Origin of the sequence: Gordonia sp. SL306, assembly GCF_026625785.1 — a bacterium.
Taxonomy (GTDB): Bacteria; Actinomycetota; Actinomycetes; order Mycobacteriales; family Mycobacteriaceae; genus Gordonia.
This window is the reverse complement of the sequence record NZ_CP113063.1, coordinates 1,884,478-1,908,931: the sequence shown is the minus strand read 5'-3', so window position 1 is coordinate 1,908,931 and position 24,454 is coordinate 1,884,478. Positions and strand designations below refer to the sequence as shown.

The 24,454-nt window shown below is 67.8% G+C and carries 21 protein-coding genes, 1 pseudogene and 1 riboswitch; of the genes and pseudogenes, 13 read left to right on the top strand and 9 right to left on the bottom strand.

The genetic code is table 11. From position 1 onward, the window contains the following. Positions 1-2 precede the first annotated feature (2 nt). Both OVA31_RS08700 and OVA31_RS08695 read right to left on the bottom strand, forming a co-directional pair. Complete coding sequence (locus OVA31_RS08700) at positions 3-1,907, bottom strand: ABC transporter ATP-binding protein (protein ID WP_267630677.1); 1,905 nt, start codon at positions 1,905-1,907, stop codon at positions 3-5. Positions 1,908-1,953: 46 nt separating this feature from the next. Beyond that, entirely contained in the window at positions 1,954-2,580 is a 627-nt protein-coding gene (locus tag OVA31_RS08695) for an NAD(P)H-dependent oxidoreductase (protein WP_267630676.1), read from the bottom strand. 179 nt (positions 2,581-2,759) lie between these two features. Here OVA31_RS08695 and OVA31_RS24750 point away from each other — a divergent pair. Then, positions 2,760-2,918 (top strand): annotated as a pseudogene (locus OVA31_RS24750) (MarR family transcriptional regulator); the annotation flags it as partial. Here OVA31_RS24750 and OVA31_RS08690 read toward each other — a convergent pair. Continuing rightward, on the bottom strand, positions 2,861-4,426 hold the full coding sequence (locus OVA31_RS08690) for a DUF222 domain-containing protein (RefSeq protein ID WP_420714200.1): 1,566 nt from the start codon (positions 4,424-4,426) through the stop codon (positions 2,861-2,863). The pseudogene OVA31_RS24750 and the gene OVA31_RS08690 sit on opposite strands and share 58 nt — an antisense overlap. Before the next feature lie 490 nt (positions 4,427-4,916). Here OVA31_RS08690 and OVA31_RS08685 point away from each other — a divergent pair, with 490 nt between their 5' ends. Continuing rightward, the gene (locus OVA31_RS08685; protein WP_267630674.1) at positions 4,917-5,375 is read left to right on the top strand and encodes a hypothetical protein; all 459 of its coding nucleotides are present in this window, start codon (positions 4,917-4,919) and stop codon (positions 5,373-5,375) included. A gap of 78 nt (positions 5,376-5,453) precedes the next feature. Continuing rightward, positions 5,454-6,470 carry a glucose-6-phosphate dehydrogenase (coenzyme-F420) gene (gene fgd / locus OVA31_RS08680; RefSeq protein WP_267630673.1) on the top strand — a complete coding sequence of 339 codons (1,017 nt, stop codon included), beginning with the start codon at positions 5,454-5,456 and terminating at the stop codon, positions 6,468-6,470. A 6-nt stretch (positions 6,471-6,476) separates the two neighbouring features. On the opposite strand, the gene OVA31_RS08675 is transcribed toward fgd, so the two are convergent. Continuing rightward, on the bottom strand, positions 6,477-7,355 hold the full coding sequence (locus OVA31_RS08675) for a LysR family transcriptional regulator (protein ID WP_267630672.1): 879 nt from the start codon (positions 7,353-7,355) through the stop codon (positions 6,477-6,479). 82 nt (positions 7,356-7,437) lie between these two features. Between OVA31_RS08675 and OVA31_RS08670 the strand changes: the two genes are divergently transcribed. The 6 genes from OVA31_RS08670 (at position 7,438) to OVA31_RS08645 (ending at position 14,883) form a co-directional block, all read left to right on the top strand. Beyond that, complete coding sequence (locus OVA31_RS08670) at positions 7,438-8,397, top strand: DMT family transporter (protein ID WP_267630671.1); 960 nt, start codon at positions 7,438-7,440, stop codon at positions 8,395-8,397. Positions 8,398-8,427: 30 nt separating this feature from the next. Further along, the gene (locus OVA31_RS08665) at positions 8,428-9,048 is read left to right on the top strand and encodes a hypothetical protein (protein WP_267630670.1); all 621 of its coding nucleotides are present in this window, start codon (positions 8,428-8,430) and stop codon (positions 9,046-9,048) included. A gap of 54 nt (positions 9,049-9,102) precedes the next feature. Beyond that, a complete protein-coding gene (locus OVA31_RS08660) occupies positions 9,103-9,651 on the top strand; it encodes a TetR/AcrR family transcriptional regulator (RefSeq protein WP_267630669.1) in 549 nt (182 codons plus the stop codon). Between the two features lie 258 nt (positions 9,652-9,909). Beyond that, positions 9,910-11,541, top strand: coding sequence for an FAD-binding oxidoreductase (locus OVA31_RS08655; RefSeq protein ID WP_267630668.1), 1,632 nt, complete (start codon positions 9,910-9,912; stop codon positions 11,539-11,541). 28 nt (positions 11,542-11,569) lie between these two features. Then, complete coding sequence (gene pta, locus OVA31_RS08650) at positions 11,570-13,672, top strand: phosphate acetyltransferase (protein ID WP_267630667.1); 2,103 nt, start codon at positions 11,570-11,572, stop codon at positions 13,670-13,672. After that, positions 13,669-14,883 carry an acetate kinase gene (locus OVA31_RS08645; protein ID WP_267630666.1) on the top strand — a complete coding sequence of 405 codons (1,215 nt, stop codon included), beginning with the start codon at positions 13,669-13,671 and terminating at the stop codon, positions 14,881-14,883. The genes pta and OVA31_RS08645 overlap by 4 nt, the downstream gene beginning before the upstream one ends. A gap of 21 nt (positions 14,884-14,904) precedes the next feature. On the opposite strand, the gene OVA31_RS08640 is transcribed toward OVA31_RS08645, so the two are convergent. The 3 genes from OVA31_RS08640 to OVA31_RS08630 are packed head-to-tail and all read right to left on the bottom strand — an operon-like array spanning position 14,905 to position 19,917. Next, positions 14,905-17,424, bottom strand: a complete 2,520-nt coding sequence (locus OVA31_RS08640) for a serine/threonine-protein kinase (protein WP_267630665.1) — start codon at positions 17,422-17,424, stop codon at positions 14,905-14,907. A 19-nt stretch (positions 17,425-17,443) separates the two neighbouring features. Next, positions 17,444-18,475 (bottom strand): glutamate ABC transporter substrate-binding protein, encoded by a 1,032-nt coding sequence (locus OVA31_RS08635; protein WP_420714158.1) that lies wholly within the window; start codon positions 18,473-18,475, stop codon positions 17,444-17,446. Next, positions 18,472-19,917 carry a hypothetical protein gene (locus OVA31_RS08630; protein WP_267630664.1) on the bottom strand — a complete coding sequence of 482 codons (1,446 nt, stop codon included), beginning with the start codon at positions 19,915-19,917 and terminating at the stop codon, positions 18,472-18,474. The genes OVA31_RS08635 and OVA31_RS08630 overlap by 4 nt, the downstream gene beginning before the upstream one ends. Before the next feature lie 349 nt (positions 19,918-20,266). Between OVA31_RS08630 and OVA31_RS08625 the strand changes: the two genes are divergently transcribed. Then, complete coding sequence (locus OVA31_RS08625) at positions 20,267-20,749, top strand: NUDIX hydrolase (protein ID WP_164310488.1); 483 nt, start codon at positions 20,267-20,269, stop codon at positions 20,747-20,749. Here OVA31_RS08625 and OVA31_RS08620 read toward each other — a convergent pair. Both OVA31_RS08620 and thiE read right to left on the bottom strand, forming a co-directional pair. After that, positions 20,724-21,131, bottom strand: a complete 408-nt coding sequence (locus OVA31_RS08620; RefSeq protein ID WP_267630663.1) for a hypothetical protein — start codon at positions 21,129-21,131, stop codon at positions 20,724-20,726. The genes OVA31_RS08625 and OVA31_RS08620 overlap by 26 nt on opposite strands. A gap of 307 nt (positions 21,132-21,438) precedes the next feature. Beyond that, the gene (gene thiE / locus OVA31_RS08615) at positions 21,439-22,119 is read right to left on the bottom strand and encodes a thiamine phosphate synthase (protein ID WP_267630662.1); all 681 of its coding nucleotides are present in this window, start codon (positions 22,117-22,119) and stop codon (positions 21,439-21,441) included. Between the two features lie 19 nt (positions 22,120-22,138). Beyond that, positions 22,139-22,252, top strand: a riboswitch (TPP riboswitch). Here thiE and thiO point away from each other — a divergent pair. From thiO to OVA31_RS08600, 3 genes are all read left to right on the top strand, one after another. Continuing rightward, positions 22,221-23,336: a glycine oxidase ThiO gene (gene thiO / locus OVA31_RS08610; RefSeq protein ID WP_420714157.1), complete on the top strand. Its 1,116-nt coding sequence runs from the start codon at positions 22,221-22,223 to the stop codon at positions 23,334-23,336. (Overlaps the previous riboswitch by 32 nt.) Next, complete coding sequence (gene thiS / locus OVA31_RS08605; RefSeq protein WP_267630660.1) at positions 23,333-23,530, top strand: sulfur carrier protein ThiS; 198 nt, start codon at positions 23,333-23,335, stop codon at positions 23,528-23,530. The genes thiO and thiS overlap by 4 nt, the downstream gene beginning before the upstream one ends. A gap of 13 nt (positions 23,531-23,543) precedes the next feature. Next, positions 23,544-24,308, top strand: coding sequence for a thiazole synthase (locus OVA31_RS08600; RefSeq protein ID WP_267631454.1), 765 nt, complete (start codon positions 23,544-23,546; stop codon positions 24,306-24,308). Positions 24,309-24,454: the final 146 nt, after the last annotated feature.

The following is a 24,454-nucleotide window of genomic DNA, read 5'->3' as shown; positions in this document are numbered from 1 at the left end:
TGTCAGGCCGTCAATTCCTCGTCACAGACATTCAATCGGGGCTCCTCGGCGAACTGTGTGCGGTAGAGCTCGGCGTAGCGACCGTTGCGTGCGAGCAGGGTCGCATGGTCGCCGCGTTCGACGATCCGGCCGTGCTCCAGGACGGCGATCTCGTCGGCGGCGCGGATGGTCGACAGCCGGTGCGCGATCACGAGGGACGTACGCCCGACCAAGGCCTCGGAGAGTGCTTCCTGCACAGCCGCTTCCGACGTGGAGTCGAGGTGTGCGGTCGCCTCGTCGAGGATCACCACCGACGGCTGGGCCAACAGGAGTCGCGCGATGGTGAGGCGCTGACGTTCGCCGCCGGAGAGCCGATATCCCCGCTCCCCGACGACGGTGTCGAGGCCGTCCGGCAGTGACGCGACCAGGTCGTCGAGGCGTGCCCGTCGCAGGGCGTCCCAGATCCGCTCCTGCGATGCCTCGGGATCGGCGAGCGCCAGGTTGGCGCGGACAGTGTCGTGGAACAGATGTCCGTCCTGGGTCACGAGTCCGACGGTCCGATGGACCGAAGCGCTCTGCAGATCGCGGAGGTCGACACCGTTCAGCGCGATGGCGCCTGCGTCGACGTCGTAGAGGCGGGTGGCCAGGTTGGCGATGGTCGACTTGCCGGCACCCGAGCTGCCGACGAGCGCCGTCATCGTCCCGGCCGGGACCTCGAGGTCGATGTTGTGCAGGACCGTGGAGCCACCCCGATTATCGAGTTGCGCAACTTCTTCCAGCGAAGCCAGCGACACCTTGTCCGCCGACGGGTAGGCGAAGGACACGTCGTCGAAGTGGACGGTGACCGGGCCGTGCGGGACGGGTCGTGCATCCGGCTTGTCGGCGATCAGCGGTTCGAGGTCGAGCACCTCGAAGACACGCTCGAAACTGACCAGGGCACTCATGATCTCGACGCGCGCGTTGGCCAGCGCGGTCAGCGGCGCGTACATCCGCGTGAGCAGGAGGGCCAGCGAGACGACGGCTCCGGCGGATAGATGGCCGCCGACGGCGAGCCACCCGCCGAGCCCGTAGACGAGCGCCAATGCGAGCGCCGACACGAGCGTGAGAGCAGTCATGAAGTATGCCTGCAGCATTGCGCGGCGAACCCCGATGTCGCGCACCCGATCTGCGCGATCGGCGAACTCGGTCGATTCGATGTCAGGGCGACCGAAGAGCTTGACCAGGGTCGCGCCCGGCGCCGAGAACCGTTCGGTCATCTGCGTCGACATCCGCGCGTTGTACTCGGCAGCCTCGCGGGAGAGGGACGCCATCCGTTTGCCCATCCGGCGTGCCGGGATCACGAACACCGGCAGCAGCACCAGGGCGAGCAGCGTCACCTGCCAGCTGATCGCGATCATCACGCCCAGCGTCAGGACCAGGGTCACCGCATTCGACACCACGCCGGACAGCGTGTCGCTGAACGCTCGCTGCGCTCCGATGACGTCGTTGTTGAGGCGGCTCACCAGGGCGCCGGTTCGCGTGCGGGTGAAGAACGCGACCGGCATCTTCTGCACGTGGTCGAACACCGAGCGGCGCAGATCCAGGATCAGTCCCTCGCCGATGTTGGCGGAGAACCAGCGCGTCCCGATGCCCGCTGCCGCCTCGATGACGGCGATGAACGCGATGACCAACGCCAAGCCGGCGATCGCACCACCGCTGCCGCCGCCGGTGATCAGGTTGACCACCCGTCCGGCCAGCAGTGGAGTCACGACCGTCAGCAGTGCGGTCAGCACCGACAGTCCGAGGAACACGGCGATCCGGCGCCGATGTGGCCTCGCGAACTGCGCGATACGTCGCAGCGTGGTGCCTCGCTCGCCCCGGAGGTTCCGTGCCTCCGGCGCGTTCATCGATTTGTACATGGTGTCCCAGCCCACCGATTCCATGCTCATGACGACCACCGTAGAACCTCAAGTTCACTTGAAGTCCAATCGGCGCTCACGCGAGTTGCGCGAAACGCTGTTCCGTCGACGTCAGCAGGGCTGCGCGACGCTCGTTCCCGGCGGCGGTGACATTGGCGTAGTTGTGCCAGCGCAGGTTCTTCACGCCGATCTTGCCGAAGGTCCCGCGGAACATGATCTTGGTGACCGGGTCGCCGAACCACCAGCGGTAGACGGGATGCGGGGTGGTCATCACGGTCTGTACCGACACGCCCCGCAACTCGGTCATCAGGTTGCGAAACGGATTGCCTCGCGCACCCTCGATCTCCTCGTAGGCGATGCCCTTGGTGAGGACCTTGTCGAGGAACCCTTTCGTCGCCGCGGGCATCGCCTCCCACCAGATCGGGAAGACGAACGCCAGGTGATTCGCGGCCAGCACACGCCGTTGGTAACCGGCCACCACCGGGTCGGCGACCTGCTGCAGGCGCCACGCTCGCAGGTCGTCGGCGGTCATCGCCGGGTTGAAACCGTCCGCGGCGAGGTCGATGACGTCGACCTCATGGCCGGCGGAGCGGGCGCCTCGGATGGCCGCGTCGGCGACGGCGGCGGAGAAACTGCGCTGGTGCTCGACGTCGGCCGAGGACGTGAGCGTGTACGGGTGATCCAGGACGACGAGAGTGCGCATGGTTCGGGCCTCCGATAAAGGTTCAGGATTCAACAGTTGTAACTACAACTGATACGCCTTGAACTGTTGTCGGTCAAACTTTTGTTACCGTGATCGTCGTGCCGAACGACAAGGACCTGCCCGAACTGCCCGACGACTTCGCGCGGTTCTGGTTTCTGCTCCGCAGGGTCGCGGGCCTGATGGATCGCACCGGTGACGCGCTGTTCCGCAGCGGGCTCGGTATCTCACTGCCGCAGTTCCTGGTGCTCTCGACGATCGACGCGTTCCCGAATCGGCTCAATCAGCAGATGATCGCGGACCGGCTCGGGTTGACGAAGTCGACAGTCAGTCGCCAGATCGACAACGGAGTGGCGGCCGGGCTGATCGTGGTATCGCCGTCGCCGAGATCGCGCCGGGAGAACGAGATCGCCCTCACCGAAGCTGGTACTGCGACGGTGCGTCGCGGCGACGAACTCTTCGACGAGGCGCGGTCGCGTTTCCCCGAGATCTCGCCAGGCGACATGGCTCGTGTCATCGACACCTTGGCCGCCTTCGACCGGGCGTTCGAGGCTATGGGCTGAGAACTGGTCTCGTCCTCCGCTTCGCGGCGTTGCCGGTTGCGTTCGCGTTCGCGGCGTCGGCGGGCATGTTTGGCCGCCACCCGGCTCGTGGAGCGATTCTCGTTCCCTGAGGAGCGAGCGTGCGAGCGTCTCGAAGGGTCGGCGTCGTCGCCGGGTGGCACTTTGAACCGAATCCGCCGCAACCCGGGGAACAGGATGTCCAGGTTCTCCGGATCGCCCGGGATCACCAAGCCTTCGGGGGTGATGAACTCGGTCCTCAACGCGCCGTGTCGGTCACGGTACTGGTCGTCGACCCAGTCGCCGAAGGTCTTGAGCAGGTGCCAGAAGCGGTCTTTGGCGTTGAGGTTGTCGGGCAGGGTGTGACCACCCGACGCCGGATCGTCGTGGTCGAACTCTTCGACGTGGTCGAGGTCGGCGTCGAACGCGGACACCTCCGACCCAGGAATGACGCTGGAGCCGTCCCGAATCCGCACGAATGTGTCCAACGCGGCCGTCGGACGGTACGGATCCGACGGCAGATGGGCCGCCACGGTGAACGAGCCGTCCAGATTCTCCGGCGTCCCTTTCGGCACGAGCGGCTTGATCACGGCATCGGGCCGCGCGGCCAGATCGCGGGCGTGCTCGTCGGATATGACCCCGTGTCCGGCGATGTAGCCGGCGTTGTCGGCGTCACCATTCAGAGTGGATTCGTCGACGACCACGTGGATGACAACCTTGGGCTCGGTCAGCGCGACGGCGCCCGGTTCGGGGATGACCGCGTCGCAGTCCTCACGTCGGCATTCACACTCGAACGCAGTGCCAGTCAACAGCGCGAACGTGGCATCCGAACGTCGTTGCTGCGTGGTGCGCGGATCGTGCTCACACGCGCACGCGGCCAGCGCCTTCACAGACCCGTCCGACAGGCATGCATTCTCCGCCGACATCGTCGCCGAGAACTTCGCCATCCCATCGGGCAACGGTCGGGTGGATACGCCCCGCGCGTCCACGGCTTTCTGCCGGCGCTCACGCACCGCATCAGGATCGTGTCGGTAGACGATCCTGTCGACCATGTCGCGCAACCGCTCCACCGACCACGCACCCTCGTGCAGATCCAGGCAGGCAGCGATGTCGGCATCCACCACGGCGGCACAGTCATGACCGTCAACCAGATCGGTGCGCGCGATGATCGACGTGACCCGCTCCGCCGAGATCCGCCCGTCCCGCAACCGCTCGGCCACCTGCGGCAACCGATCCCGCAACGCATCCGAAGCTGATCGCGATCCGCGCCGCACAATCGGCGAACCCATCCACCAACAAGAGATCGTGCGGATCCGACTCGGTACCCACCAACCGCGCATGCAACTCGGCGGCCACCCGATAATCGCGCCACGCCAAAAACGAGCGACCGCGTTGGGCTGAGACCAGGCTGCCGATCAGATCATTGGTGTCAGCCTCGCCGAGCTCAGCGACGTCGACCCGACCGGTGAAAAAGGCAGGCAGATCTGGCCACGGCGAGACCTCACCCCACCACGACGACAACCTCCACGCCGGACCCGACACCAGACACGCCTCTCAGAGAACGAATGAACACCGTCGGGACCGTCACTCGGCATTCACATTCTCTGAAAGACCAAGCCGCCGAGCCCTACTGGGCCCTGCAGCGGCTTGCTCCGGTACTCACATCAACTCGTCGATCCCGTTGACAAGAACTCTATGTCACCCCACCGACAGATTTGATCGTGACAACAGCGCGCCTGGGTCGCCCGGCTCCGGACCCCGGCGCGCTACGGTCCGGGGGTGGCGAAGGTGCGCGCAGCGTGGTGGGTGTTGGCAGTGCTCGCAGTGGCTTTCACCGTGTGGTTCGCCGTCGAACCCGTGTCCCTCTGGTCGCTGTCGTGTTCGAAAGGCGGCGTGCTGTACGAGCCCGGTACGCGCAGCGGGGCCACCTGTGACGATTCGATGGTCCATGCCCTGGGCGCCGGGCCGCTCGTCCGACTCGGACTGCTGCTGGCCGCGCCACCGGTGGTGGCGGCCCTCGCGATGCGGTGGTGGGTGTCCTGGCTGGCCGTCATCGCGCTGGCCGGACTCTCGTTCGCGGGTCTGGCGAACTGGGCGAGCTTCTGGCTCTTGTCAGTGCTTGCCGGCGCGCCGATGACCCTGGTCGCATTGATCATCGCGGCGGCGCATCTGGGTGTGAAGGCACGGCTGGATTCCCCGCGTTCGTCGACCGGTGGCAGCGCGACCCCACGGCCCTGAGTAGGTTGGAACAGAGTGATCGATCGGTGAGGAGTCCGCGCGCTCGACAAGCCGCGGCCGTCAGGAGCGAGGTAACACGTGGCAGCAGAACTCAAGCTCGGTTTCAAGGCGTCGGCGGAGCAGTTCGATCCGCGTGAGCTGGTGGAGATCGCGGTGGCCGCCGAGGAGCACGGCATGGACTCGGTCGCGGTCAGCGACCATTTCCAGCCGTGGCGGCACAACGGCGGGCACGCCCCGTTCTCGCTGGCCTGGATGGCAGCGGTGGGGGAGCGGACCAAGCGGGTGCAGATCGGGACGTCGGTGATGACCCCGACGTTCCGCTACAACCCGGCGGTGATCGCGCAGGCCTTCGCGTCGATGGGGTGCATGTATCCGGGACGCATCATGCTGGGCGTCGGCACGGGCGAGGCCCTCAACGAGTACGCGACCGGCTTCCAGGGCGAATGGCCCGAATTCAAGGAGCGCTTCGCCCGGCTGCGTGAGTCGATCAAGCTCATGCGCGAACTGTGGACCGGCGAGGAGATCAACTTCGACGGCGAGTACTACAAGACCCAGGGCGCGTACATGTACGACGTGCCCGAGAAGCCGATCCCGGTCTACGTCGCTGCGGGTGGACCGGTGGTGGCACGCTACGCCGGACGCGCGGGAGACGGTTTCATCTGCACCTCGGGCAAGGGAGCCGATCTCTATCAGGAGAAGCTGATCCCTGCGGTCAAGGAGGGTGCGGAGAAGGCCGAGCGCGACTTCGACGCCATCGATCGGATGATCGAGATCAAGATCTCCTACGATCCGAATCCCGAACTGGCACTGGAGAACACCCGGTTCTGGGCGCCGCTGTCGCTGACCGCCGAGCAGAAGCACAGCGTGAACTCGTCAACCGAGATGGAACGACTGGCCGACGAACTGCCCATCGAGCAGGTGGCCAAACGGTGGATCGTCGCGTCCGATCCCGACGAGGCGGTGGAGAAGGTGAAGTTCTACACCGATTGCGGACTCAACCACCTGGTGTTCCATGCGCCCGGCCACGATCAGCGTCGCTTCCTGGAGAACTTCGAGAAGGACCTCGCGCCCCGGCTGCGCAAGCTGTCGGCCTGAGCGTGTTCAGACGGCCGACCGCAGCAGACTGACGACGCGGTCGGCCGCCTGACTGCCCGCGACCCGGTGATGACGCCGCATCCAGATCGCGCGGGTCGGGGTGGGGTCTTCGATCGGTAGCGCGACCACCTCGTCGGGCAATCCGACGAGGGCGAGCTCCGGGACGACGGTGAGCCCGACGCCGGCCGCGACGAATCGGATCGCGGTCGGATAATCCTGCGTCTGCACGCCGAAGTCGGGGGTGAACCCGATGGCGGTGCACGCATCGAGCAGCGCCTGCCGGCACGGCCCGCGGGCGATGTCGTTGTCCACCCACGATCGCGTGGCGAGTTCGCCGAGGGTGACCCGGCCCGCGTCGGCGAGTGTCGAATCCGAGTGCACCACAGCGTAGTACGGCTCGGTGACGAGGTGCTCACACTCGTAGCCGCCCAACGTCGAGCTCGCCGCGCCGTCCACGTAGACCTCGACGTCGGGTCCGGGCGGGGAGTCCTCCGCGAGTTCGACGAGACGCAGGTCGAGTCGGATGTCGGGGAACTCCCGGGTGATGGTGGCGACGATCGGGGGAATCCAGGTGGTCCCCGCCGACGCGAAGTAGCTCACCGAGAGGCGCCCCGCCCGACCCTGACGGAGGTCGCCGACGATCCCGTCGAGTCGTGCGAGGTGGTCGAACACGGCTGCGGATTCCTCGGCGAGGATGAGCCCGTCCTGCGTCGGCAGCACGCCGCGACCATCGCGTTCCACCAGCGCCAGGCCGGTCTCCCGTTGCAGTGCGGAGATGTGCTGGCTCACCGCAGACGACGTGTAACCCAGTGCCCGGGCCGCGCCGCCGATCGAACCTTCGGCGACGACGGCCCGGAAGACGCGGAGACGGTGAGGATCGACCATGAGCCGAAACTACAGCAGCGCTTAATTGTCCACAACGAATAGTCGCTTGTGCTAATCACTTGCTCCAGCGATGCTGGTTGGCATGCTGACGCGCACCTCCGATCCGATCTATCGGTCGGCAATCGCCGCAACCGTCACAGTAGTGCTGTGGGCATCGGCCTTCGTGGTGATCCGCGACCTCGGGCCGATCTTCTCGCCGGGCTCGATGGCGTTCCTCCGTCTGCTGTTCGGTGTCGTGGCGCTGACCGTCGTGCTCGTCGTCGCGCGACGTCGGCCTGCGAGTCGGGCCCGGACCGGGCCCCGATGGCCGCGCGGCCGGGCCCTGCGCCTCGTCATCGCCTACGGTGTCGCGTGGTTCGGCGCCTACAGCGTGGTGCTGAACTGGGCCGAGCAACACCTCGACGCCGGCACCGCCGCCCTCCTCGTCAACCTCGCGCCGATCATCGTGGCCGTGTACGCCGGGTTCTTCCTCGGGGAGGGATTCTCGCGGACGTTGGTGATCGGAATCGTCATCTCGTTCAGCGGGGTCGTGCTGATCACCGTCGGCGGCGACGGTGCCCATGCCGACTGGCTCGGACTGGCGCTGGGGGTCGTCACCGCCGTCCTATACGCCGCCGGTGTCCTGCTGCAGAAGGTGGCCCTGCGCGACGTCGACGCCGTCACCGCCACCTGGCTGGGGGCGGTGGCCGGTCTGGTCGCCACGCTGCCCTTCGCGCCGACCGCGATGCGAGAGCTGGCCGCGGCCGATCCCGGGCAGGTCGGGGCGATCGTCTACCTCGGCGTCGGCCCGACGGCGATCGCTTTCACCACCTGGGCCTACGCGTTGGCGCGCACCGACGCGGGCAAGCTCGCGGCAACGACACTCGCGGTGCCGGCGATCGTCATCCTGATGTCGTGGTGGTTCCTCGGCGAACTCCCGCCCGCCATCCGGATCGTCGGCGGGGTCCTGTGTCTGGCCGGGGTGGCCATCGGCCGGGGGCTCCTGCGTTCACGCCCGCGGACCTCCGACGACGAGGTGCCGACACCTGCCCGAACGGGCTAGGGTTGATCCACGTCGTCGAGGAGCGAACGTATGCGAAAACTTGTTGTGCTGATCGCCGCCGGCGGGCTGGTCGCCGCGGGTAGTGGCGTCACCATGCTCGTCGTGGATGCGTCGCCGACGTCGGCCGCTCCATCCGTCACCAGGTCCTCGTGCGGACAGTTCCAGGGCTCCGGACCCGCTCCCGACTGCGGCGTCCGCGTCTCCGACCGCACGGTACGTGTCGAATTGCGCAACAACGGGATTCGTCCCGTGCCCGTGTTCTGCACGCTGGGCCGCGTGGGGCCGCAACCGCCCACGGCCACCACCACGCTTGGACCGGGGCAGCGCGGCGTGCTGAGCGCGACGTCGGCGGTGTCGGGTGCACAGTCGTATGTCGTGGACTGCCAGAGCGCGGTGCCCGTGGGCAAAGAGGTCGCGCGTCGCGCCGTCTTCACCGCGACCTTCTCCTCACCCGATCGCGCGATACCCAAGCGCTCGACCTCCACCCGAGCGCGACCGTCGGCGCGTCCCCGCTCGACCGTGACGCCCACGGTGACGTCGAAGCGGACCCCGACCGTCACCCGGTCGCGTCCTGTCCTGCCCCGTCCCCTACTGCCCCGTCCGCACACGCCGACCACCACCACGACCACCACGACTCCGCCGGTCGGCTGATCGGGACGTCCGGCAGGCCGTACCTGCCTCGTACGTCCGATACCGTTGACAGCCATGGATCGTGACCGGATGGTGGACGTCGGGGTGGCAGTGGTGTCACGCTTCGGTGCCAAGGCGCTGAGCCTGACGTCGGTGGCCCGGCAGGCAGGCGTGGCCCGGGCGACGGCCTACCGGATGTTCGGCGGCAAGGATGCCCTCATCGCGGCGATCGTCGAGCGTGAGGTGGCCACCCTGCGCGTCAAGTTGCGTGAGTGGGCCGACTCCGAACCCGACGCGGCGGGCAAGGTGCGGGCGCAGATCCTCAACGTGCTGCCCTACATCCGCGAACACGAAGCGCTGCAGTATGTCCTGCGCAACGAGCCCGAGGAGATCGTGCGCGCCCTGGTGGCGACGAAGGACGCTGGTGGGCCGACCCTGATCCACCAGATCGTCGCGGAAACCCTCCCCGACCTCCAACCGGAGATCGGCGATCAGCTGTACCCGAACCCTGAGGGCGCGGCCGAGTTCCTCGTGCGCACCATCTATTCGTTGATGCTCATCCCGGACAGTGCTCTGTCCGACGAGGAGATCGCGGACCTCGTCGTGCGTGCGATCGTCAGGTGAGTCGGTCGACGCTCGGCCGACGGGCCCGCCACCCCTGATAAGCGCCCCAGAAAAGCGCCCCAGAAAAGCACCCTCAGCACGGGGGCCATCTACCTATGCTCCGCGGTGCGCCGCTCGAGGGCGCATTTCCGGGGCGCTTTTCTGGAACGGACGGACTTCTGGGACGCATCGTCGCGGTGTCCTTCGGTGGCAGTGCCAGTCACCGGGCCCCGTGACAGTTAGGGTGAATGTGTAACGATCCCGAGGAGGCCGGCTGCCATGAAGATCCACGCCGATTCACCGAGCACCGACGAGACCGCCCTGCCGGTCGTCCATCTGCGCAGGCCACGGTGGGGTGACCCGGAAACGCCCGGCGAATTGCCTGCGGCCGCGGCAGCGCTGGTCGGCGCCGACGGCAGCGAGCGGAGGGGAGTGGCCCCCGACGACGTCGTGCTCGACGACCCGGCGATCCCGCCCGCCGCGCGGTCGGCCCTCGTCGACGTACTGGGCGAGGCGAACGTGACCGACGATCACCGGGCGCGCATCGACCACACCCGTGGCTACTCGACTCCTGACATCCTGGCGCTGCGCGGTGGCGACGCCTGCGATGCACCCGACCTCGTCGTCAGCCCGGGATCGCACGACGACGTACTCCGCATCCTCGAGATCTGTGCGGTCCATCACGTCGCCGTGGTGCCGTTCACCGGCGGCACATCGGTGGTCGGTGGACTCGCACCGGATCGCACCGGGTTCGCGGGCGTCGTCAGTGTGGACCTCGCCCGGCTCGACGGTCTGGTCGAGATCGACGAGATCTCTCGCACCGCGACGCTGCAGGCAGGTCTGCGCGGGGTCCGTGCGGAGGAGTTGTTGCGCGCCAAGGGATACACGATCGGTCACTTCCCGCAGTCGTACGCCGGTGCCGGGATCGGTGGCTACGCGGCGACCCGGTCGGCCGGTCAGTCCTCGGCCGGATACGGTCGATTCGACGAGATCGTCGAGGGGCTGACACTGGCCACACCACGCGGGACCATGACGGTCGGCACGGCCCCGAAATCGGCGGCCGGGCCGGATCTGCGCCAACTCGTCCTCGGCTCCGAGGGGGCGTTCGGCATCATCACCGAGGTCACCGTGCGCGTCCGTCCGGCTCCCGCGCACCGGGTGTTCGAGGGTTGGCGGTTCGACGACTTCGACTCGGGTGCCACCGCCCTGCGCGCGCTCGCACAGGACGGGCCGATGCCCACCGTGCTTCGGCTGTCCGACGAGACGGAGACCGCGATCAACCTCGCCGACCCGGATGGTGCAGGCGCCGATGCCGATGCGACCGCGCAGGGTGGCTGCCTGGTGGTGGTCGGATACGAGGGGCAGCGGCAAGAGGCCGAGGCTCGGCGAAATGCGGCCGGGCGGGTTCTCGAACAGGCCGGCGGCGTGGGCCTGGGCACCGGCCCGGGGGAGGCGTGGCGCACCGGCCGTTTCCGGGCCCCCTACCTGCGCGATCCGCTCCTCGACGCCGGCGTCCTGGTGGAGACCCTCGAGACTGTCACCTACTGGTCGCGACTGACCGACCTCAAGGCCGCCGTCACCGCGGCGCTCACCGACGCCCTCACCGAGGCGGGTACTCCGCCGCTGGTGATGTGCCACATCAGCCATGTCTATCCGGCCGGGGCATCGCTGTATTTCACGGTGGTCTGCCCGCAGGCCGACGACCCCATCGCCCAGTGGTCGGCCGCGAAGATCGCGGCCAACGATGCGATCGGGGCCACCGGTGCGAGCATCACCCATCATCACGCGGTGGGTCGCGACCATCGTGCTGCCTACCACGACGAGATCGGTGAGCTCGCGCTCGCGTCGCTGCGTGCGGTCAAGCAGACGCTCGATCCGGAGGGTGTCTGCAATCCCGGCATCCTGCTCTGAATCGCCGCCTGCCGATAGGCTGGCGGTCATGGGTGCAGACACCGGCACGTCGAACAGCATCTACATCGCGTCCGCGGAGGGCGACACGGGCAAGTCCACGATCGCGCTTGGCCTGCTGGCCCTGCTGTCGGCGACCGGCGGGCGCGTCGGGGTCTTCCGCCCCATCTCGCGGGCTGCCGCGGGCGAACGCGATTACATCCTCGACCTCCTGATCGACCATGCCTCGGTCGATCTGCCGTACGAGGACTGCATCGGCGTGACCTACGAACAGGTTCACGCGGATCCGGAAGGCGCCATCGGTGAGATCGTCGCGCGCTTCCACGCCGTCGAGGCCCGCTGTGACACGGTCCTGGTGATCGGGTCGGACTACACCGACGTCGGCAACCCCTCCGAGCTGAGCTTCAACGCGCGCATCGCGGCCAACCTGTCGGCGCCGATCATCCTGGCCATCAAGGCAACCGGGCGGAGCGCGTCCGAACTCCACGGGCTCGCAGATCTGCTCCTCACCGAGATCTCGGCAGTGCACGCCACCACCGCCGCCATCGTCGTCAACCGGTGTGAACCGGAACTGATGGTGGTGATCGGCAAGGAGGTGGAGAAGACGGGCACGCCGACCTGGTGTCTGCCGGAGGCGCCGGTGCTGTTCGCACCGACCATGGCCGAGCTGAAGGATGCACTCGGCGCCGAGATGTACAGCGGCGACGAGGAACTCCTCGACCGCGAGGCGCTCAAGGTGATGGTCGGCGGTATGACGGTCGAGCACATCCTCGAGCGGCTGACCGACGGGACGGTGGTCATCACCCCGGCCGATCGCTCCGACGTGCTGCTCGCGCTGGTCAATGCCAATACCGCGCAAGGGTTTCCCCGGCTGTCCGGGATCATCCTCAACGGTGGTCTGCGCCCACATCCGATGATCCAGGCACTGGTGAGCGGACTGAGGCCGACCCTGCCGATCATCTCGTGTGCGCAGGGTACCTACGAGACGGCTCGAACCGCGGCCCACACCCGCGGTCGGGTGGCCGTCGGATCGGCACGCAAGATCGAGGCCGCGCTCGCATTGATGGAGGAACACATCGCCCCGGAGGCGGTGATGAAGGTCCTCGACGTCCGTACCCCGTCGGTGGTCACCCCGCAGATGTTCGAATACAGCCTGGTGGCGCAGGCCCGCTCGGAGCGCAAGCACATCGTGCTCCCCGAGGGGGAGGAGGATCGTATCCTGCGGGCGGCCGGCAGACTGCTGCGCCGCGGGGTCGCGCGGCTCACCCTGCTCGGTGACGAGGACGTCGTACGCACTCGCGCACAGGAACTCGCACTCGACATCGACGGCGTCGACGTGATCGACCCGGCCACCTCCGATCGGCTCGACGAGTTTGCCGCGCTCTACACCGACCTGCGCAAGCACAAGGGGATGGACCTCGAGCGTGCCGTCGAGACCATGCGCGACGTCTCCTATTTCGGCACGATGATGGTTCACACCGGACTCGCCGACGGGATGGTCTCCGGTGCGGTGCACACCACCGCGCACACCATCCGCCCGTCCTTCGAGATCATCAAGACCAGCCCCGGGGTGTCGACGGTGTCGAGCGTCTTCTTCATGTGCCTCGCCGATCAGGTGCTGGCCTACGGCGACTGCGCCGTGGTCCCCGACCCCACCGCCGAACAGCTGGCCGACATCGCGATCTCGTCGGCGCAGACGGCCGAGCAGTTCGGCATCGACGCCCGCGTCGCGATGCTGTCCTATTCGACGGGCCAGTCCGGCTCCGGCGCCGACGTCGACAAGGTGCGCGTCGCCACCGATCTGGTACGTGAACGGTCGCCGGAGATCTTGGTGGAAGGGCCGATTCAGTACGACGCGGCCGTCGAGCCGAGCGTCGCCGCGACCAAGATGCCGGATTCCCCGGTGGCCGGCAAGGCGACGGTGCTGATCTTCCCCGACCTCAACACCGGCAACAACACCTACAAGGCCGTGCAGCGGAGCGCGAACGCGATCGCGATCGGACCGGTCCTGCAGGGACTCAACAAACCGATCAACGATCTCTCGCGGGGGGCGCTGGTCTCCGACATCGTCAACACGGTCGCTATCACCGCCATCCAGGCCCAGCAGGCCCCGACCTCCGGGGAGGAACGATGAGTGATCCGAAGTCGGCCGAAGGTGCCGTGCTGGTCCTCAACGCCGGCTCGTCGTCGCTCAAATACCAACTGCTCCATCCGGATACCGAAGAGGTGCTGGCGGACGGCATCGCGGAACGGATCGGTGAGCACGACTCGTCGATCACCCACGAGCAGGGCGGCGAATCGGTGACCGAGGTACGGACGCTGCCAGACCATCGGGCGGCGGTCGAGTCGGCGATGGCGTTCTTCGCCGACCGCGGAACGGATCTCGCCAGGGTCGGCCTGCGCGCCGTCGGTCATCGCGTCGTCCACGGCGGACGGATCTTCCATCAGCCGACGCTGATCACCACCGAGGTGATCTCCGAGATCGGCCGGATATCGACCCTTGCGCCACTGCACAATCCGGCGAACCTGATCGGGATCGAAGCGGTGCGGGCATTGCTCCCCGATGTTCCGTCGGTTGCGGTGTTCGACACCGCGTTCTTCCACTCGCTGCCCGATGCCGCGGCCACCTACGCGATCGACCGCGGTGTCGCCAGCATGCATGCCATCCGCCGCTACGGTTTTCACGGCACCAGTCACGAGTACGTCTCCGGTCAGGTCGCGGAGTTCCTCGGGCGCCCGGTCGACGAGGTCAACCAGATCGTGCTCCACCTCGGCAACGGCGCATCGGCTTCGGCCATCGCCGGTGGCAGGCCCGTCGACACGTCGATGGGTATGACGCCGTTGGAGGGGCTCGTGATGGGCACTCGCAGTGGTGACATCGATCCCGGCATCGTGATGCATCTGAACCGGGTGGCGAAACTCGGTGTGGACCAGATCGACACGCTGCTGAACAAGCAGTCGGGACTCAAGGGGCTGTGCGGCGAGAACGACTTTCGCGCGATCACCGAGAAGATGGCGGCAGGCGATGCCGGTGCGCGCAAGGCCTACGACGTCTACATCCACCGGCTCCGACGGTATATCGGCGCGTACATGATCGAGCTCGGGAGGGTGGACGCGATCACGTTCACGGCCGGGGTCGGGGAGAACGCCGTGACGGTCCGTGCCGATGCGCTCACGAACCTGGAGAACTACGGCATCATCGTCGACCACGAACGAAATGCGGTGCGTACCAAGCAGGCCAGGCGCATCTCGGCCGATGGCAGCAAGGTCGACGTGCTGGTCGTCCCCACCAACGAGGAGCTGGCGATCGCGCGGCAGTCGGCAGAGATCGTCGCCGAGCTCTAGTCCCGGCGACCCGCCGGCCGATCAGAAGAGTGTGTCGGGCCGTACGTAGTTCGCCAGATCGATCAGCATGAACCGGTGGTCCCGGTTGACACGCGTCTGCCTCGCCAGTCCGCGCAGGCAACGTTCGGTACCGGCGCGCAGTCCCGGTTCGGTGAACGGGTACCCGAGCAGCACGGTGGGCTGGAGGTCCGGGTCCATGTCCGGGTTCTCGTGGACCCAGCCGAGTGCGGTGCCGAGCACGATGAGCAGCAGGCGCTGTTTGCGGGGCTCGCTGTCGGGCATCACCCCGACCCGTCGTGCCGCCTCGACGATGTGTTCGCGTGTGATGGTGCTCATCGGCCTGCCGTGGACCAGCGCGAGTACCGCTGTCGCGCGGGCGGTGTTGAAGTGCCTGCTCGTCGGTGGCACCTCGTCGAGCGGCTCGATCGCCTCGTCCACCTTGCCGGCGGCGACCGCCAGGCGGGCGAGACCGAATGCGGCGGTGACGATCGCGTGATCGGTGAGCCACAGGTCGTGGTAATGGTGCGCGGCGATGTCGAACAACTCGGTGATACGCCTGCCGTGCTGGTCCGACGACGAGTTCTCGTCGGAGAACCATCGTCCGATGAGTTCGGCCGTCCCCGCGACCGCGAGCTTGGGTGCCACCTCGCCCGGCATCGCCTGCAGCACATCGCTGAAGCGTTCATAGGCCAGCTCGGGCTCGTCGTTCATCAGCGCGCAGATCGCCATGTACCACTGCATGCGCCACGAATCCCCGTGGTGCGCCGAGACATCACGCAGCAGCTCGAGTGCGGTGTCGACGTCGTCGAGCTCGAGATGGGCGCGCGCCTCGGCGAGGTCGATCTCCAGTGACGGATGAGGATTGTCGGTCGGCCTGCCGAGCAGTGAGGCGAATCCGTCGGCTCGTGCCGCATGGATCGAGTCGAGAGTCTGGCGCGGATCCGACAGCGCGGCCGAGGTCAGCAGTCCGGCAGCCGGATCGAGCGGATTGACCAGGGGCAGGGGCAGGGCTCGTGCGATGTCGACGGGGTCGTAGAACGCGGCCTGATCTGGATCGAAGAAACCGTCGACGGGCGCCAGCATCAGGTCGGTGCCGAACGTGGATCGCTGCGGCGTGAACACCGTCGAGAGCGACGGGCGGGGGACGCCGGTGTGCACTGCGACGATCTCGCGCAGGACGTTGAGTACCTGGGTGGTCATCTCATCGGTCGAGGCGAAGCGCTCGGCCGGATCGATGGCCGTGGCCCGTTGTAGCAGAAGGTAATACGACGGGTTGTCGGCCAGTACCGAGTTCTCGTCGGGGGACGGCAGGCCGTCGAGGTAGCGGCCGTCCGCCTTGGGCATGTCCACGGTGAGGGCGGCGAGCGTGCGGCCGATGCTGTAGATGTCGGTGGCGATCTGCGGGCCGGTCTTGACGATCTCGGGTGCCTGGAACCCGGGCGTGCCGTACAGGTGGCCGTACCCGTTGATCGGGGAGACGGCACCGAGGTCGATGAGCTTGACCTCGTCGCTTCCGACCATGATGTTCTCCGGCTTGACGTCGTTGTAGACCAGTCCGACCGAGTGCAGATATCCCACGGCGGGAAGTACTTCCAGCATGTAGGCCATGGCGATCTCGACGGGCAGCAGGTGAGTGTCGTGGTTCCCGCGTGGACCGGTCGATGAGCTGTCGGCGGGACCGCCGCTCGTCGGGCCGCTCGTCGTGGAACTGCCTTCGTCGGACGTCATCTGCTTCAGAGTCTGGCCGCCGATGTATTCCATCACGATGTAGCCGAAGCGATCCTCGTACTCGTTCACGTGCTCGACGAAGTTGTAGATCTTGACGATGCCGGGATGGTTGACCGATGCCAGGAACTGCCGCTCGGCGACCGCCACCGCCTGGGCCTCGGAATCCGACGAGTTCAGCAGGCCCTTGAGGACCACCGGTCGGTCCGAGACGTTGCGGTCGATGGCGAGGTAGATCCAGCCGAGTCCGCCGTGCGCGATCGCGCCGGTGATCTCGTACTGGTCGGCGACCAGGGTTCCGCGGGCGAGTCCGGGCACGAAGGAATAGCGTGAACCGCAATGCGGGCACTCTCCCGTGAGATCGCCCTTTCCTGGTCCTGCGCTGCGCCCCACCGGCTTTCCGCATCGCCAGCAGGTTCGCTTGCGCTCGGCAATGACCGGATGGGTCAGCACCGCGTCGGCGGGCTCGATGTCGGTGATCTTGGGCAGTTCGACGAGACCGCTGCCTAGCCGGCGGTCGTGCACCATCGACCGGTTGCGGGGGATGAGGCGCCGGGACGAACCGAACCCCGCGAACCCCTCGCTGGGGATGGTCGGTCTCGACCGCCCGGAGACCCGATCCGTCGGGGTATTTCCCGAGTCCGGCGCCGCCGCCTGGGTGCGGACATCGAGGTCGGCGAGGTCGGCGGCCTGGGTCCCGACGTCGAGGTCGTCATCGACCAGCTCGTCGCGACTGACCGCCTGCGTGCCCAGGTCGACCTCTCCCGCGTCGTCGGCGGGAGTTGCTGTGTCGGTGCGCTTCTGGTGCTCGCTCATCTCGCAGTCACTCGTCGGGTCAGTCGCGGTACACGGGTTGAGGCGGTCCGTTGCCCGGACCCAGGATGGACAGCCAGTGATCGTACATCTGCTGCCAGCGGCCGCTGACGCGCAGTTCGTTCAAGACACCGTTGACGAAGCGCACCATGTCGTCCTGGCCCTTCGGGATGCCGACGCCGTAGTACTCCTCGCCGAGGCTCGGGCCGACCAGTTGCACCCACGGGTCCTGTTCGGCGAGGCCGGCGAGGATGGCGTCGTCGGTGGTGGTCGCGTCCACCTGGCCCTGCTGCATCATCACCAGGCAGTCGGCCCAGGTGGTGGTGGTGACCATCCTGGCCCGCGGCTGGATTGCCTGGATGCGGCCGATCGAGGTGGCCCCGCGCGCGGAGCAGACCCGTTTGCCCGCCAACGCCGCCGGGCCGTCGATACCGGACGTCCGGGTGGACAGAATACGTTGGGAAGCAACGTAGTACGGGCTGGAGAATGCGACATCGTTCACACGGTCGCAGGTGATGCTCATGGTCTTCACCACCACGTCGACGCTGTGGTCGATGAGGGCCTGGGTGCGCTCTGCGGAGCTCAGCACGCGGTACTCGATCGTGTTGGGGTCGTCGAAGATCGCCTGGGCAATCGCGCGGGCGATGTCGACGTCGAACCCTTGCACGTCACCGGTGAGGGGATCGCGGAAACTGAACAGGTTGCTCCCGATGTCGAGTCCGACGATCAGGCGTCCGCGACCGAGGATGTCGGCCATGGTGGTGCGCTGCGGCATCTGTGCGGGTACCGGCATCGGACCGGGCCGCAGGCTGGCCGTCGCATCGCAGGTCTCGGAGTTCGGTGCGGGCTCGCGGGCGGCATCGGTCTCCGCGCCCGGCGGGGTGGGCTGCACACCGAAGGCGACCGGTGGCGGCGACGGAGGGGCCGGAAAGCGCACACAACCAGTGGCGGCGACGCAGACGAACAGTAGGACCACCACCGCCCGCACCCATCGCATGCGGTATCTGCCGATCCGGTCGGCGTGTCGGTTCGCGGGTGCGCCCGGGCACCTCATCGGTACTCCCGGATACGCGGGATGAGGCCGACGATCACGGCGGCCCCGGCGAACAGGGTCAGCAGGAGGATGCCGGTGCCGGTGTATCCGAGCACCCGCTGCGCGGTGTTGATGTCGTCGCGGAAGGAGAGCCGGGTGGTGGTGATCGTGTCGACCAGCGCCCGATCCAGATCACCGTAGGCCTGCGCCGTCGAATTGGGGCCGTCGCCCACCGTCATCACGCGGGCGCGCGCGAAATTGCCGGAACTCATCTGCGAGCGGACCTGCGCGTCGAGTTCCTTCCAGCGGGCCAGGACGTAGTTGGCGTTGTAGAGCTGTCCCGCCGACACCGCGCTGGAGTCGTCGCGATCCTTGCCCAGCTGGTCGAGGGTGCGGCCGATGTTCGTGGTCGCGTCGGTGAAGGTGCGGTCCAGATCGTCCTGATCGCCACGTCGCACCAGCGACAGCGTTTCCGCGGACCTGGCCTGCTGGGTCATGATGCGCGCCGACGTGAGGTCGCGGAGGGGTTCGGCGCCGTCGATGCGCGCGTTGTTGGTCGCGGCAACCGACATGAGACCCGACGCCAACAACCAGACCGTGCCCACGATCACCGCGATGAGAGCGGCGAGCACTCCGATGTTGAAGCGGCGACGGGTCCGTCTCTGGAGGTAGCGGCTGGTCGCGACGAGGCCGACGATGAGCACGATGAGCGCGGCGTACACGCCCCACGGCGGGACTGTCAGGGTGCTCTGCGGATCGGCGATCGACCGGGAGCGACGTTCGTAGAGCCGCTGCGCGGCGGGCAGGATCTTGTCCTGCATCATCGTCGACGCCTGACCCAGGTAGGAGGAGCCCACCGGGTTGCCGAGCCGGTTGTTGGTGCGCGCGGTCTCGATGAGTCCGCTGTATGCCGGGATGTTGATGGCCAGGGTCCGCAGGTCCGCGTTGGACTCCCGCTGGACGGTGGCGCTCTCGGAATCGGCGAGGTCGTGAGTGGTGCCTGCGGCCGTTATCAACGACGACGACGCCGTGGCCAGCGCATCGGAATAGCGCGTGCGGAGTTCGGGGGATTCCAGGCCGCCCGAGATGAACGCCGAGTTCGCCGCGGCGTCGGCGATCGACAGCGAGCTGTAGAGGACCTGCGAGGCCTCCGCGAGCGGCTCGGTCCGGTCGATCATCTCCTGCAGCGTCTGGGTGCGCTTCTCCAGGGTGTCGGAGGCGTACAGCCCGGCGGTCAGGCAGGCGAGGGCCAGGATCACCAGGATCAGGATGAGCTTGCCCGGGCTGGTGACCGCATAGTGTCGCAGAGTGGTCAGTGGCGACTGCGCGCGCTGGCGCGCGGCGGCGACCAGATCCCGTCGGTCTGCGAGTACCTGCCGGATCGGCGGGGCGGAAGAAGTGGGTCGGATGGTCCGGCCCGCGCGGGTGAGCGCGGTCCGCATATGCGAGACGTCGCCGGTCACCTCACGGTCCTTCCGAATTCTCCATGATTCCGGCGTCGCTTTCCGCTAGTGCCGGGCATGCCGGCGTTGGGCTCACAGTCTCCACCTTGTGTGTCGCACCGGGCAGCGCACGCGTTTCAGGTACCGGGTTTTCCCGGTATCGGCGACGATTCCCTCCCGGTCGGGATCGGTGTTCCTCACCGGTTTCAACCCTAGTCCTCGTCGTCCTGACCGGCTCGACTTGAGCGGCCGTGTCCCCGGGTGATCGAGATGCCGATCCGCGCCGGCTTTCCCTGGCCTGTGTCGCGCAACTCACATACCGTGGAGAGGGTCTGGGTCACTGGGCGGGAAACCGACGGCAGGAGGCAGGGTGCGCGGAGACGGCGACGGATGGGTGATCGATCCGGACGGTTCGCGCTACTGGGGGCGCCACGGGGCGGCCGGATTGCTGTTGCGGGCACCTCTGCCGGACGGTTCCACGGCGATCCTGCTGCAGCATCGTGCGGTGTGGTCCCATCAGGGCGGGACATGGGGGCTCCCCGGCGGCGCGCGCGATTCGCACGAGAGCGCGATCGACACGGCCGTCCGCGAGGCGCATGAGGAGGCCGGTGTCGGCGGAGACGACCTGCACGTGGTTGCCGCGCTCGTCACCCATCAGGCGCCGAGCGGCTGGACGTACACCACGGTCATCGCGGATATCGACGAGCCGGTGCGCACCGTGGCCAATTTCGAATCCGCCGAACTGCGCTGGGTCCCCGAGAACGACGTGGCGGAACTGCCTCTGCACCCGGCGTTCGGGAACGCGTGGCCGGGACTGCGAGAGCGCATCAGCGCTCTCGACCCCCAGAGCTGATAGCCCCAGAGCTGATCGGGTCCCGCAACCGGTTGGCGCCGGCGATCAGAGCGTTGACGTTGGCCTCGTCGCCCGTGGCGCCGTCGCCGTAGGCCCAGCACTGCCGGTCGTCGGACTCACACAGCAGGAATGTCGTCACGGTGCCGCCGACCTCGCGTTGGTGGAGGCTGACGATCTGGATCGGCGCTCCGATGTCGTGGAGCATCGACGTCATCGCACCGATCGGTCCGACGGCGCTGGCCTGCAGTGACATGATCCGGTCGGCGAAGGCGATGGTCGCGTGGCAGGTGACCATGTCCTCTCGTCCGGTCTCGATGCGCAGCGAGCCCAGCCGGATGGCGCCGGTGGGTGCGTATCGGTCGGTGAATCCTTGCCACGTCATGTCGGCTGCCTCCTCACGCATGCCTCGGGGCAGGTCGCATCCGAATCGGCGAGCGAACGGGTCGGGCGCGAACGGATCGGGTGCATCACACGAACAGGGTTGCTGAGAAAGATGAAGGCTGTGCATCTCGTGTCTACGTTTCGGTCGAAGGAAAGATGACCGACGAGCAGAGAGCGCAACGACCCCGCAGCGGGGGGTCGGTCGATCAGACCCCGCTGCGGCGGGTTACGAGAATGCTCTTCATGCACAACATGATGTCGACAACGATAGACCCGCCCGCCGGGGCGCGGCAACCGGCTTTCGGACGTCAGCGGGTGAGCGCGGTCCGGAGCTGCGCCGCGGCGTCCCGGGCGTCGTCGGCGGCGGTGATCGCCCGGACGACCACGACGCGACCCGCACCGGCCGCCCGGGCCTCGGGCAGTCGAGCGGTGTCGATGCCGCCGATCGCGAACCACGGCTTGGGCGGATCGACGTCCGCCGCTGCCCGTACGAGATCGAGTCCCGGTGCGACCCGGCCCGGTTTGGTCGGAGTCGGCCAGCATGGTCCGACGCAGAAATAGTCGACGTCGTCGTCGACGACCGCAGCCCGCATCTGTACCTCGTCGTGGGTGGACAGCCCGATCACGACGTCGGGACCGGTGATCTGCCGGGCGCGGGCGGCGGGCAGATCACCCTGACCGACGTGCAGTACGTCGGCATCGGCGAGGACGGCGACATCGGCACGGTCGTTGACGGCGAGCAGCGCGTCGTGCCGACGCGTCACCTCGCGGAGCCTGGCGAGGACCTCGAGTTCCTCGCGGGCCTCCAGCGTGCCGAACCGCGCCTCACCGGGCGATCCCTTGTCGCGTAGCTGCACGATGTCGACACCACCGGCGAGTGCTGCGGAGACGAACTCGATCAGATCGCCACGTTCGCGCCGGGCGTCGGTGCACAGATACACCCGGGCCGATGACAGGCGGACGGATCTCGGGCCTCGAGTCGGTGTCACGGACGCAACGGTAGGCTAGACGTCGAGACACGGGAGCCCGGGGTACGACGGGCTGAGAGTGCGGGCCGAACCCCCGCTGACCGTTTGACCTGATCCGGGTAATGCCGGCGAAGGAAGGATGTCACCCCTTGAGTATCGACCGACCTGGCCCGACACTCGCCGTCGTCGGCGGCGGCGTCATCGGGCTGACGTGTGCGCTCGCCGCGGTCGACGCAGGCCACCGGGTCAGGGTCCACGATGCGGGCACCGCCGATCGGGCGGCCTGGGTGGCCGCCGGCATGCTCGGCTCCCTCGGCGAAGGTCACCCCGGCGAGGACGATCTGCTCGCGCTGTCGGCGGCATCGGTGCGACGCTGGCCGGATCTGGTGGCGCGTCTGGGCGATCCGACGGTGATGGCCGCCACCGAGTCGTTGTTCGTGGCAGCGTCGTCGGCAGACGCCGAGTATCTCGCGAACCTCGCCGAGTTCGTCTGGTCCCGCGCGCCCCGCTCGCAGGATGATCTGCGGCGGGTCGACCTCGCCGAGATCCGTCGACGCGAACCGGGACTGAGCTCACGCCTGCACAGCGGATACCTGGCGGTCGGGGAGGGCGCGGTGGACAATCGCCGGCTGCTGGCCCGACTTCGCGAGGCCCTCGTCGGGACGGGAGTGCGCTTCGTCGACGAGCGAGTGACCGATCTCGACGACGTCGACGCCGACCAGATCCTGGTCGCGGCAGGCCTGGGCACACGCTCGCTGGTCCCCGACGTGGCACTCCACGCGGCGAAGGGCGAGATCCTGCGGCTGCGTCGGACGCGATGGTCGGTGGCCCAGCCCTCCCGCGTGATCCGCGCCCGGATGCATGGTCGGCAGGTCTATCTCGTACCCCGCGACGACGGGGTCGTCGTCGGCGCAACCCAATACGAGCCGCTGGACGAGAGTGAGCCGGCGCCCGAGGTCGGTGGTGTGAGCGATCTGCTCGCCGATGCCGTCGACCTGATGCCGGGTTTGCGGACCTACCAGCTCGCCGAGGCCGCTGCGGGTCTGCGGCCCGGTACCGCCGACGGGCTGCCGATCATCCGGCGCGTCGACGACCGGGCGGTCGTGGCGACCGGGCACGGCCGCAACGGAATCCTGTTGGCGCCCTACACCGCCGACAAGGTTCTCGAACTGCTGACGGATGGATGGGTCGCTGCGGGCGAACTCGGCAGCACCACGGAAGGAGTGGAGCCATCATGACGATTGTGGTCAACGGCGAGGCGACCGATCTCGCACCCGACGCATCGATCGGGGATCTGGTCGCGAAACTGGGTCTACCCGATCGCGGGATCGCGGTCGCGATCGACGGCGAGGTGGTCCCTCGTGGCCGGTGGGATCGAGTGCTTCGCGACGACGCGAGTGTGGAGATCGTGACGGCGGTGCAGGGTGGATAGCCCGATCGCGGCCATGGCCGCCGACGCACCGTTGCGGATCGCCGACCGCGAGTTGACGTCGCGCCTGATCATGGGCACCGGCGGTGCCACCAATCTCGCTGTGCTGGAACGGGCTCTGGTGGCGTCGGGTACCGAGTTGACCACCGTGGCGCTGCGGCGGGTGAGTCCCGAGTCCCGGACCGGGATGATCGAGATGCTCCGACGTCTGGACATCGCGATCCTGCCCAACACCGCCGGCTGCCACACCACCGCCGAGGCGGTGCTGACCGCGCAACTCGCGCGCGAGGCCGTCGAAACCCATTGGGTGAAGCTCGAAGTGGTGGCCGACGAGCGCACGCTACTGCCCGATCCGATCGAATTGGTCGATGCGGCAAGGGCTCTCGTCGACGACGGATTCGCAGTGCTTGCCTACACCAACGACGATCCGGTCCTCGCCGCGCGACTGCAGGATCTCGGGGTGGCCGCCGTCATGCCGCTGGGCTCGCCGATCGGAACCGGCCTCGGCATCGCGAATCCCCACAACATCGAGATGATCGTCGAGGCGGCCCGGGTTCCGGTGGTACTTGACGCCGGTATCGGCACCGCGAGCGACGCGGCGCTGGCGATGGAACTCGGTTGTGACGCGGTGCTCCTCGCGTCGGCGGTCACCCGCGCCGACGACCCGGAGCGGATGGCGGCCGCGATGCGACACGCCGTGATCGCCGGACGGTACGCCGCAGGCGCGGGCCGGATGCCCAAGCGGTTCTGGGCCCAGGCGTCGTCGCCGGCGCGTGCGTAGCCCGTCGACCGGGCCCGATTTCTCGCCGAGCGTGCACAGATCGGCGTCCATCGTGCACAGAATCGCGTCGAGTGTGCGACTGACCACCATGCGGCGCACGGTCGGCGAGAAACTGCGCACGGTCGGCGAGAAACTGCGCCCGATGG

Coding starts and splice junctions, on each gene's coding strand:
- OVA31_RS08700 (WP_267630677.1), bottom strand. CDS start 1,907: ATGAGCATGGAATCGGTGGGCTGGGACACCATGTACAAATCGATGAAC.
- OVA31_RS08695 (WP_267630676.1), bottom strand. CDS start 2,580: ATGCGCACTCTCGTCGTCCTGGATCACCCGTACACGCTCACGTCCTCG.
- OVA31_RS08690 (WP_420714200.1), bottom strand. CDS start 4,426: ATGGGTTCGCCGATTGTGCGGCGCGGATCGCGATCAGCTTCGGATGCG.
- OVA31_RS08675 (WP_267630672.1), bottom strand. CDS start 7,355: ATGGTCGATCCTCACCGTCTCCGCGTCTTCCGGGCCGTCGTCGCCGAA.
- OVA31_RS08670 (WP_267630671.1), top strand. CDS start 7,438: ATGCTGACGCGCACCTCCGATCCGATCTATCGGTCGGCAATCGCCGCA.
- OVA31_RS08665 (WP_267630670.1), top strand. CDS start 8,428: ATGCGAAAACTTGTTGTGCTGATCGCCGCCGGCGGGCTGGTCGCCGCG.
- OVA31_RS08660 (WP_267630669.1), top strand. CDS start 9,103: ATGGATCGTGACCGGATGGTGGACGTCGGGGTGGCAGTGGTGTCACGC.
- OVA31_RS08655 (WP_267630668.1), top strand. CDS start 9,910: ATGAAGATCCACGCCGATTCACCGAGCACCGACGAGACCGCCCTGCCG.
- pta (WP_267630667.1), top strand. CDS start 11,570: ATGGGTGCAGACACCGGCACGTCGAACAGCATCTACATCGCGTCCGCG.
- OVA31_RS08645 (WP_267630666.1), top strand. CDS start 13,669: ATGAGTGATCCGAAGTCGGCCGAAGGTGCCGTGCTGGTCCTCAACGCC.
- OVA31_RS08640 (WP_267630665.1), bottom strand. CDS start 17,424: ATGAGCGAGCACCAGAAGCGCACCGACACAGCAACTCCCGCCGACGAC.
- OVA31_RS08635 (WP_420714158.1), bottom strand. CDS start 18,475: ATGAGGTGCCCGGGCGCACCCGCGAACCGACACGCCGACCGGATCGGC.
- OVA31_RS08620 (WP_267630663.1), bottom strand. CDS start 21,131: ATGACGTGGCAAGGATTCACCGACCGATACGCACCCACCGGCGCCATC.
- thiO (WP_420714157.1), top strand. CDS start 22,221: ATGCCGGCGAAGGAAGGATGTCACCCCTTGAGTATCGACCGACCTGGC.
- thiS (WP_267630660.1), top strand. CDS start 23,333: ATGACGATTGTGGTCAACGGCGAGGCGACCGATCTCGCACCCGACGCA.
- OVA31_RS08600 (WP_267631454.1), top strand. CDS start 23,544: ATGGCCGCCGACGCACCGTTGCGGATCGCCGACCGCGAGTTGACGTCG.